Genomic DNA, 9,668 nt, shown 5'->3' on the forward strand with positions numbered 1-9,668 from the left:
CTCGATTCGGCGAACATGACGCCAAACGAGTGGCTACATATTGCTGAAGACATTGAACAACATTACGACGAATTTGACGGGTTTGTCATATTGCATGGCACGGACACCATGGCTTATAGCGCCTCTGCGCTGTCTTTCATGTTGGAGGAGTTGTCCAAGCCTGTGATTTTTACCGGTGCACAAATCCCCGCAGGGGAAATACGCACCGACGCCTTCGACAACCTGATTGGCGCACTGCTTATTGCGGCTCACTACAAAGTCCCAGAAGTGACTGTGTATTTTCATCATCATCTTTATCGAGGTAATCGAACACAAAAAGTTGATGCAGAAGGGTTTGATGCTTTTGCGTCGCCCAACTTTCCTCCACTGGCGACAGTGGGCACCGATATTGAGATCCGCCGTGAACTGCTACAGCATTTTCCGAATCGACCATTCCAGGTGCGGCGCTTAACGCCACCCAAAATTGTGACTGTGGACATTTTCCCAGGTTTTGACCCGGCCATCATCGATAGCCTCATCGACCACGGCGTCAATGGCATTATTCTTCGAACCTATGGCATGGGCAACGCTCCGGTCAAGGACGGACGTTTGCTTGCCTCTCTTGCTCGCGCAAGTCGCCGAGACACTGTGATCGTCAATTGCACCCAGTGTTATCGTGGTGCCGTGAATATGGCGGGTTACGAAACCGGTAAAATGCTGAGCGACGTCGGCGTCCTCTCTGGCCATGACATGACAGCAGAAGCGGCACTGACCAAGTTATATTATTTGTTCAGCGCCGGCCTTTCGGTGGCTGAGATCCGTACGCAAGTGGGCATGAATTTGCGCGGCGAATTGACCCCACCATCACAGTAGATCACCCGAACTACTTACGCGGGAAGAAAATCTTTTAGGTATTGAAAACGCGGCGTCAGTTCACCCCGATATACAATACAGGCGCGCTTGAGTGTGTCCGACAAATTAACGTCATCAAAAGAGCGTGCGAGATCGATCGCCGCAATCTCCGGCAAGTACTTCGGCAAAATACTCGAAAAATGATCCGAGGCATCTTTAGAAAGTTCGCATGGAAGGTTGTCAATCGCCATGACCACAGTGCCACCAACACGTACCCCGGAAGCAATATGATTGTCTTCAGGGAAGTAGGTATAAACAGGATTGTCGATATCGGTTGCACGTTGTGTACATTCTAAACTTCCATTGATGTCACAGCTGATATCACCTATTGCGATTGGCATCCGCTCGGCATTTTCCGCCATCACTTCGACTGGTAAGTGCTTAGGATATTCTGGCGACCAGTATGGCGTCTGTAAAAGAATGTCAAAATGACCCAGCAGCTCGTGGAAAATGCTTTCGTAGCCTTCTTTGCCACGCTTTACAAAATCTTGAAAATCAAACGGCCCGCCGTCCTTTCTGCGATGAATGTGACGACTGGACACCACAGCATAAAATGAGCCGTCTGGCAGTTCATTGGCCAAAAATTTTTCCGTCTCAACACGCGGCAAACCAAGCCATTGGCAGACTTCTTCAGCACCACGTCCAACTTTTCCTGTACCGACGATGAGTATGCGGAGCGGACGGCCCGACTGAACATTGATTGAGTTCAGGGCTTTGCGCAACTGCGCAATATCGCCATATTTCCACGTCTGTTGAATGTCGTTGACCCAACTGCGCTCCCCTGTCAATGCGAGTCGTTGTCCCGTCGCCCAGAAAGTGTCTACGGCACCCGCAATGCCCGCATAGCGCCCGAACGCAATGGTGCGAACACCGTTTTCGTCCGTAATCAGCTCATAATCAAACAGTGTGGCTTGTTCATCCAAAAACTTTTGCAGAAGAGGCATATTGTAATCTTGCCCCTTGATGGTATGCGAGAAACACAAATGCACCTGACCGTGCTGAATCGAGTCCACTGGTGGTTCTTTAATGCCCACGACAAATTGTGCTTCATTCGGGGAGTCCACCAAGCCTAAACCCTGTGCCTTGTAGGCCTCATCTCCATAAATACGAATCTCACTTTTCTCCACTGTCAGCGGCAGACCTGTCTCTGCCAACTGCTTTGCATCTTTTGGTGTCAGTGGCGTTCGTCTTTCCCATTTATTTTTGTGTTCTTTTCGAATGACTGTATTAAGCATCACGATCTCCCCTATTCATCTTTCTTTGCGCAAGATAGGCACGTTTTTGCGCGGCAGCTGTGCGGAACTCACCGTCCGGCCCAATGGTGAACGGTTCATCATCCTCGCTTTCAAGTTTACGGCTATACAAGATGACCGCCTGCATGGCTATCTCACGTTGCGCTTCGGTCAATACCGTCCCGTCCGGCCATTTGCCAATTTCGACAGCTTCTTTCAGTGCTTCGTAAATCTCAGGCGTCAGTGCGTCAATAGCGTCCAGAAAGCTTTTCATCATAGGTCTCCTGTGGCACGCCGCGATTATACCCAGTCAGCCCCGAACTACCAAGCCGACTGAAATTGACCTATAATCGCGCTCTCCATTTTTCCACGCACCATGTCCAGATGAAACTCATCCACTACACTCGCGCAGATTTTCTTGGCAACCTCAAAGGCAATATTTTCGGTGGCATCACCGCCGGAATCGTGGCACTTCCGCTGGCCCTTGCATTCGGAATTGCCTCCGGTGCAGGCCCCGTCGCTGGCCTGTATGGCGCAATTATATTGGGTTTCTTTGCGGCCATCTTTGGCGGCACCCCGAGCCAGATCTCTGGGCCAACGGGTCCCATGACAGTGGTGATGACTGCAGTCATCGCCAAATTTATGGCGCAACACCCCGATCAAGGCATGGCATTGGCGTTCACAACGGTCGTGCTGGGTGGTGTCCTGCAGGCTCTGATGGGTGTATTTCGTCTCGGTCGTTACATTGTGATGGTGCCCTATCCCGTTATCTCGGGATTCATGACAGGAATCGGCGTCATCATCATCTTTCTACAACTTCCAGTTCTGATTGGAGTGCCATCGTCAGGCGGCGTCCTCGGTGCGCTCAACCAGTTCGTAACGCATCTGCCACAAATGCAAAGTGATGCCGTGCTTGTAGGCCTTGCCAGTCTGGGCGTTATCTTTTTGTGGCGCGGTCGTTTTGCACATTGGCTACCCGCACCATTACTTGCGCTGATCGTTGGGACACTGCTAATTTCTTTAATCAATCCTAATAGCCCAATCGACCGTATTGGCGAAATTCCGAGTGCACTGCCTCATTTCCAGTGGCCAACGTTTACACTGGATGTCCTACCGGACATGCTTGCGAATGCGGCAATGCTTGCCATCCTTGGGTCAATCGACTCATTGCTGACATCACTGGTGGCCGATAATATTACCGGCACTCGTCACGACAGTGACCGTGAGCTTATAGGGCAAGGCATCGGCAATACCCTAGCTGGTCTTTTTGGTGGACTCCCTGGTGCTGGCGCAACCATGCGAACAGTGGTCAATGTCCGAGCAGGCGGCACAGGGCCACTATCTGGTGTCATTCACGCCCTTCTCCTGCTTGCTGTCGCGCTCGGACTTGGTTTTATGTTCGAAGGCATACCCCAAGCGGTTTTGGCCGGCATACTCGTGAAAGTTGGTATTGATATTATTGACTGGCCTTTCCTCAAGCGATTTCACAGGCTGCCTGCCTTTACAGTATTTCTGACCTTGCTTGTCCTTGTATTGACAGTGTTCGTGGACTTAATGACCGCCGTATTTATTGGTGTCTTCATAAAAAACCTAGTGACACTAGACAAGCTTTCTGATCTTGAGCTTGGGTCAGTGATAATTTCGGATGGCGAACACTTGGACGAGCGACTGCCCCAAAATGAGCAACAATGGCTATCCAGTCAAGGGTCGGCCTCACTGCTTATCCGAATTACAGGACCGATCAGCTATGCGGTTGGCCGTCGACTACTTCAGCGTACCGAACAATTTAAAGGGCACCGAAACGTCATTATTGATTTAACTTCTGCTTCTCTCATTGGCATTTCCACGGCCATGATTCTTGAAGAAATTATTAACAAGGCCAAAGCCAATGGCGCCAATGTGTTTCTGCTCGGCGTCCATGGCAAAACAAAGGAAGAACTCAACAAAATTGGCCTGCTTGAGCTTGTTGGGATATCCAATATTTATGACGACCTAGCGGGTTTACAAGCTCATCTTTAATTTGACTAGAACGCGCCGAGCCTATCGGCGCGTATTGAGTCGAGATTCAATCATGTCATTGAATGCACGCGATATGCGCTCAAGCGCTGGTTCCAGGTATGGATACTGAGGGACAGAGTCAAAATTGTGGTTAATCGAGGCATTGACCTCAAATATGACCACTTTACCGTCATGAGCGCGTAGCCCGAAATCGACCCCGAAATAATCTAATTTGATAACTTCGGGCAGGGCCAATAGTGCTTTAAAATTAGTTTTTCCAAGATGGCGCTCGGGATCAGCAAGAAAATCTTGTTCAAGTTTTTGCAAATCTTCGCGGTGTGCCATTAACCGACTTCGATTCACCGTATGCACATTCCAATGGTCATGGAACAAACAGGTTGATGGGTAGGCTTGACCATCCACAAAAATCAGACGAAAGCGCCGATAAACCCCTGGCGTCATAGAAACATCGACGAATTCTATGGCGTATAAGTCTTTCTTTGTCTTGCCTAGATACGCATCAAGTTCCTGTTCCGTTTCGATCAACTCGAAACTCGTGCCTGTTTGCGTGCCGGTTTCTCGCAAAAGAAAAGGAAAATCGAAACCTTGTGCCAATATTTGTGCTTTCTCCTCTCCATCGCGCACAATTCGGCAAGTCTTCGGCATCATTATGTTCGGCAGCTGGTTAATGCGTCGCGCGTTGCTGTCACGAGTTGTCATCATCACGCTGGCTGGAGGATTAATCACGGGGACATCAAGCGATTCAGCAATTTCGCACATTGCCTTTAGTGCGTCATACTCCTGATCCGGATCGGAAATGGTATTGACCCAAACATGCCAAGGCTGCCATTTGGCACGTGAGGCTTTCCAATTTGGTAATAGATACAACCGGTCAAAGGCAAAACGACGAACGTCAATCAAATCGCGCGTTAAGAAATGCCCGCCATTGACTCGAAGCCGTCCCTGCTCATCTGTATCGAGCGTTTTCTGCATTAGGCTGGTGACAAGTACCACTTTTGCCGCCGTTTTCGATGGCTTGGAAATGGTCATCCATGGTGTCTTAGACAGCGCCTCAGAGGCCACTCGGCGCGACGTGGACTCATCGCCAAGTTTTGAATAGGCCGCTGACAACAGCAAACCTGCTTCCACATCATTGGCATCAAAGGCAGCCGCTTGGCTTAAGAGCGCTATCGCTTTCCCCGGTTGCCCCGTAGCCACAGCTAGGGCCCCCAGTGCTCTTCGAACCGAAGGGTGTTTTTGGGCATTGGCTGGCAGGTTATTCAGTAGTTCAAAAGCATCGTATGATCGACCTTGACGGTGTTGACATTCTGCCAACAGCAACCATTGATTGCCTTGCATCCGGCCTTGTTCGCGCAGCTTTTGCAACCAGTGTTCGGCTTCTGCCCATTTTTCCTGCTGAACACACAGTTCTGCCATTGCCACTATCGCATTGGCATCGTCCGGAGACGTTTCCAAAATGCGCTCAAAAATCCGCGTGGCCTGAAGATAGCGTTGTTCCGCCTGATACATCTTCCCAAGATTAATGGCGATGGGCGCATCAAAGCCACCAATTTTCAATGCTTCTGTCATCAACTGGATTGCGGCGTTACTGTCCCCCAATTGAAATTTAACAAGGCCCGCCAAGTGCAGAACATCACGCGTCCGCTCCTTATCTAGCAATCCCCTTAAAATTTGGTCAGCCTTGGCAAAAGAGCCGCTCTGAAAAGCCCGTAGTGCTTCAGAAAATTTCTCAGACACCATGCAAATACCGGGTTGTAATCTTTGCTGCTAGTATCCCAAAGTTTTGGGCCACGTCAATCATTTCGAATTGCGCCAAAAGAGGATAAGGCTTTTCCCGCCAAACGATAGGTTACCCACTCATCCATTGGACGCGCCCCAATCTTTTCATAAAAATCAATCGCGGGTTTGTTCCATTTAAGTACCGACCATTCAAGCCGACCGCAGCCTCTTTCATTGGCAATTGCCGCAAGTTTTTTCAACAATGCGGTGCCGACCCCTCGCCCTCGGAATTTTGGCCTCACGTATAAATCTTCCAGATAGATCCCAGGCTTCGCCAAGAACGTCGAATAGTTAAAAAAGTACAAGGCGAAGCCGACCGGCTCATTATCCTGCTCCGCAATAAGCACGTGTGCGACCGACGTCTCGCCAAACAGTGTGTTCTCTAACTGTGAAATGGTGGCTGTCACCTCATCCGATAGTTGTTCATAATCAGCAAGCTCTTGGATAAATTGGTGAATAACCGCCACATCTTTAACAGTTGCTTCACGAATGGTTGCCATGGATCAACCCCTTGTGACATGCTTGTTTCCATTGTCATAAATCCAAGGAGGAAATGCCAATGAAAATCACGTGGTGGTTGACCATTTTAATGTTGACGAGCAGCCATTTCGTATGGGCTTCACCCAACGGCCCGCTCATTAAAGACTTCGGCACTGCCTACCCTATCCCAGAAAGAACTTTTCGTCTCCCGGACAAACCAGCACTTCACGCCGTATTTGACATCTATGACAATCGAAAAAAAGTCGCCAACCACAATCAACTCATTGATTCCATTGCACGCCTGCTTAACATGCACCACCAGACTGGGAATGACATCACAAAATTTAAAATCTTTGCTGTGGTACACGGCAGGGGCATCTATGATGTACTCAATGACAAGGCGTACCAAAGTCGATTTGGGCGCAAGAATCCAAACAGATCGCTCGTTAAGGCCCTACAACAGGCGGGTGTTCGCTTCGTGGTCTGTGGTCAAACAATGAAATTCGCGGGCATCAATCATTCCGAACTGATTGAAAACGTTGACGTTGGGCTATCCGCCATGAGCACGCTGATTTTTTTGCAAAACAAAGGCTATGCCTACATAAGGCAGTAATACAAGGGAGGCAATATGAGCACAAAAACTATAAACATCCCTATGCGTTATCTTGACTATCGCCGTTTTGACGAAACACAGTGGCAGTCCTTGTACCAAAGTTCCATTGAAGACAACGAACACTTCTGGGCCGAACAAGCTCAACGCATAGACTGGTTCACCACACCAACCAAGATCAAAAATGTGTCGTTTTCGCCCGATAATGTGTCCATTCGGTGGTTTGAAGATGGCGAACTAAATGCCTCGGTCAATTGCCTTGATCGACACCTGCCTGAACATGCTGACAAACCGGCCCTTATCTGGGAACCGGACACACCGGGACAAGCCAAGATCATCACTTATCAGCAACTCTATGAAATGACGGGCCGATTGGCCAATGCGTTGAAAACACTTGGAGTATCGCGTGGCGATGTGGTGACCATCTACATGCCGATGATACCCGAAGCCATAGCCGCCATGTTGGCGTGTGCTAGGATTGGCGCCATACATTCCGTTGTTTTTGCAGGGTTTTCTCCCGAAGCACTTGCGGGAAGACTTGATGATGGTCGCTCCCGCACGATTATCACGGCCGATTTCAGTCGACGAGGCGGGCAAAATATCCCGCTTAAGGCGAATGTCGATCAGGCTATCGGATTGTGTCAGGAGACTCGAATAGCGCACTGTATCGTCGTGCGACAAACCGAAATGGATATTCCGTGGACCGAAGGCCGTGACCACGATTATGCACAACTCACAGCCCGATGCGACGTGGATTGTCCGCCCGAAATCATGAACGCCGAAGATCCGCTCTTTATTCTTTACACCTCTGGCTCAACAGGAAAACCTAAAGGTGTTCTGCATACGACGGGTGGCTACTTAGTCTATGCTTCTTTAACACATGAATATGTGTTCAACTATCAACCCAACGATGTCTATTGGTGTACCGCAGACATCGGCTGGATCACTGGTCATTCCTATATTGTTTATGGTCCATTAGCCAATGCTGCCACTAATATTATCTTTGAAGGGGTCCCCTCCTACCCCACTGTACGTCGCATGGCAGAAGTCGTTGAAAAACACAAGGTCAATATTCTCTACACAGCGCCAACTGCGATTAGAGCCCTCATGGCTCATGGTGAGGCGGCCGTCGAAGGTTGTGATCTCACAAGTCTGAAACTTTTAGGCACTGTCGGTGAACCAATCAATCCAGAAGCTTGGCACTGGTATTTTGAGAAATTCGGGCAGTCTCGTTGTCCGATCGTTGATACTTGGTGGCAAACCGAAACCGGCGGCGTGATGATGACACCCATGCCAGGCATTCACGCGATGAAACCCGGCGCGGCTATGCGGCCTTTCTTGGGCATCCAGCCTGCCATTGTCGATGACAACGGTCATGTTCTGGAGGGTGTGGCAGAAGGCAATCTGGTCATTTGTGATTCTTGGCCGGGCCAGGCGCGGACAGTCTTTGGCAATCACCAACGGTTCGTCGACACTTATTTCCAACGCTTTCCTGGCCGTTATTTCACTGGCGATGGGGCGCGGCGTGACGAAGACGGTGACCTTTGGATCACAGGGCGTGTTGATGATGTGCTCAACGTCTCCGGTCACAGACTCGGCACAGCCGAAATTGAGAGCGCCTTCGTTGCCCATCCACTCGTCGCTGAGGCCGCAGTCGTTGGCGTGCCTCATCCCATTAAAGGCCAAGCCATTTTTGCCTATGTGACGCTTAAGGCGGGGGGGTCACCCCATGAAAATCTGCATGACGAGCTACGAGAATGGATAAAGAAAGAAATCGGTGCCATTGCCAAACCAGACACTATTTGCATCGCGCCGGGTCTTCCCAAAACGCGCTCTGGGAAAATTATGCGCCGAATTTTGCGCAAACTCGCAGTTGGGCAAAAAGATGAGCTGGGCGATATCTCTACGCTAGCCAATCCAGAGGTCGTCTCCCAATTGATAGAGACGCTAGACGGCCAAAACTCAGCGTAGCGCATTGACAATCCGGCCGAGGGTGCGAAGGAAGCCTCGACTTCCTTCGCTGATTTCGCCGGAAAAATATACTAGGGGATCTGTATGCCGCCGCCAGGGCCACTGGGTGTCCCACCTGCCACAGGCGGCACGCCGCCTTGACCTGGCACCACAATGGAAGACGCTTGTTGGCGTTGCAGCTCTTTGATTTTCTCAATGGTCTCTTTCAACGCAGATTGCGCCAATTCTCCGAATTGAGAGACCGCTTCGCTCAAGCTGTCCGTCTGAATTTCGAAACTTACCGGCAATGCGCCCATTGGGGTCATGACTTGGGTTTCACCCACAAAATACGTTGCCCTCTCCGCATCCGATGCACCATCCTCGGTAACCGGGATCATTTTCCTCAGGGTGCCAGCGCGATGATCTGTATAAAGCTCCTCTCGATAAAGATTCGCTTTATCCATGGAAAAATCAGGTAATTTGTCAGTCATCATCGACTCCATATTGCGTTCGTAGAAAGTTTGCTCAATGCGGATCATTGCGAAAAAGACCGGCCGTCATTATAATCCGCCCGTCAATCATCCGCGAGTCCTTGCATGACATTGGGGCACGAATCCCAAATTCAAGAACACATGCACCATACATCTTTATCGATTTCACAACGGAGAGGTGCCGGAGCGGTTGAACGGGCTTGACTCGAAATCAAG

Annotated in this window: 9 protein-coding genes; 4 read left to right on the forward strand and 5 right to left on the reverse strand. The window is 50.0% G+C overall.

Annotated elements, in window-relative coordinates; all coding sequences use genetic code 11:
* On the forward strand, positions 1–852 hold an 852-nt coding region (locus D6694_12065; protein ID RMH38639.1), incomplete at its 5' end, for a type I asparaginase.
* A 14-nt stretch (positions 853–866) separates the two neighbouring features.
* Here the strand turns inward: D6694_12065 and D6694_12070 are convergent.
* Positions 867–2,126, reverse strand: a complete 1,260-nt coding sequence (locus D6694_12070) for an alanine dehydrogenase (GenBank protein RMH38640.1) — start codon at positions 2,124–2,126, stop codon at positions 867–869.
* Positions 2,119–2,397 carry a DUF1315 family protein gene (locus D6694_12075; GenBank protein ID RMH38641.1) on the reverse strand — a complete coding sequence of 93 codons (279 nt, stop codon included), beginning with the start codon at positions 2,395–2,397 and terminating at the stop codon, positions 2,119–2,121. Before D6694_12075 ends, D6694_12070 begins: the two co-directional genes overlap by 8 nt.
* A 110-nt stretch (positions 2,398–2,507) precedes the next feature.
* Here D6694_12075 and D6694_12080 point away from each other — a divergent pair, with 110 nt between their 5' ends.
* A complete protein-coding gene (locus D6694_12080; protein RMH38642.1) occupies positions 2,508–4,142 on the forward strand; it encodes a SulP family inorganic anion transporter in 1,635 nt (544 codons plus the stop codon).
* A 21-nt stretch (positions 4,143–4,163) separates the two neighbouring features.
* Here D6694_12080 and D6694_12085 read toward each other — a convergent pair whose 3' ends face one another.
* Both D6694_12085 and D6694_12090 read right to left on the reverse strand, forming a co-directional pair.
* Positions 4,164–5,882, reverse strand: coding sequence for a hypothetical protein (locus tag D6694_12085; protein RMH38643.1), 1,719 nt, complete (start codon positions 5,880–5,882; stop codon positions 4,164–4,166).
* 53 nt (positions 5,883–5,935) lie between these two features.
* Positions 5,936–6,421, reverse strand: coding sequence for a GNAT family N-acetyltransferase (locus D6694_12090; protein RMH38644.1), 486 nt, complete (start codon positions 6,419–6,421; stop codon positions 5,936–5,938).
* A 53-nt stretch (positions 6,422–6,474) separates the two neighbouring features.
* Here D6694_12090 and D6694_12095 point away from each other — a divergent pair, with 53 nt between their 5' ends.
* Positions 6,475–7,014 (forward strand): hypothetical protein, encoded by a 540-nt coding sequence (locus D6694_12095; GenBank protein ID RMH38645.1) that lies wholly within the window; start codon positions 6,475–6,477, stop codon positions 7,012–7,014.
* Between the two features lie 15 nt (positions 7,015–7,029).
* Complete coding sequence (acs, locus tag D6694_12100; GenBank protein RMH38646.1) at positions 7,030–8,982, forward strand: acetate--CoA ligase; 1,953 nt, start codon at positions 7,030–7,032, stop codon at positions 8,980–8,982.
* 71 nt (positions 8,983–9,053) lie between these two features.
* Here the strand turns inward: acs and D6694_12105 are convergent, their stop codons facing one another.
* Complete coding sequence (locus tag D6694_12105; protein RMH38647.1) at positions 9,054–9,425, reverse strand: hypothetical protein; 372 nt, start codon at positions 9,423–9,425, stop codon at positions 9,054–9,056.
* Positions 9,426–9,668: the final 243 nt, after the last annotated feature.

It is taken from the genome of Gammaproteobacteria bacterium (genome assembly GCA_003696665.1).
Taxonomy (GTDB): domain Bacteria; phylum Pseudomonadota; class Gammaproteobacteria; order Enterobacterales.

Excerpts from the sequence above, each read along its gene's own strand:
- D6694_12070 (RMH38640.1), bottom strand. The coding sequence starts at position 2,126 with ATGCTTAATACAGTCATTCGAAAAGAACACAAAAATAAATGGGAAAGA.
- D6694_12075 (RMH38641.1), bottom strand. The coding sequence starts at position 2,397 with ATGAAAAGCTTTCTGGACGCTATTGACGCACTGACGCCTGAGATTTAC.
- D6694_12080 (RMH38642.1), top strand. The coding sequence starts at position 2,508 with ATGAAACTCATCCACTACACTCGCGCAGATTTTCTTGGCAACCTCAAA.
- D6694_12085 (RMH38643.1), bottom strand. The coding sequence starts at position 5,882 with ATGGTGTCTGAGAAATTTTCTGAAGCACTACGGGCTTTTCAGAGCGGC.
- D6694_12090 (RMH38644.1), bottom strand. The coding sequence starts at position 6,421 with ATGGCAACCATTCGTGAAGCAACTGTTAAAGATGTGGCGGTTATTCAC.
- D6694_12095 (RMH38645.1), top strand. The coding sequence starts at position 6,475 with ATGCCAATGAAAATCACGTGGTGGTTGACCATTTTAATGTTGACGAGC.
- acs (RMH38646.1), top strand. The coding sequence starts at position 7,030 with ATGAGCACAAAAACTATAAACATCCCTATGCGTTATCTTGACTATCGC.
- D6694_12105 (RMH38647.1), bottom strand. The coding sequence starts at position 9,425 with ATGGATAAAGCGAATCTTTATCGAGAGGAGCTTTATACAGATCATCGC.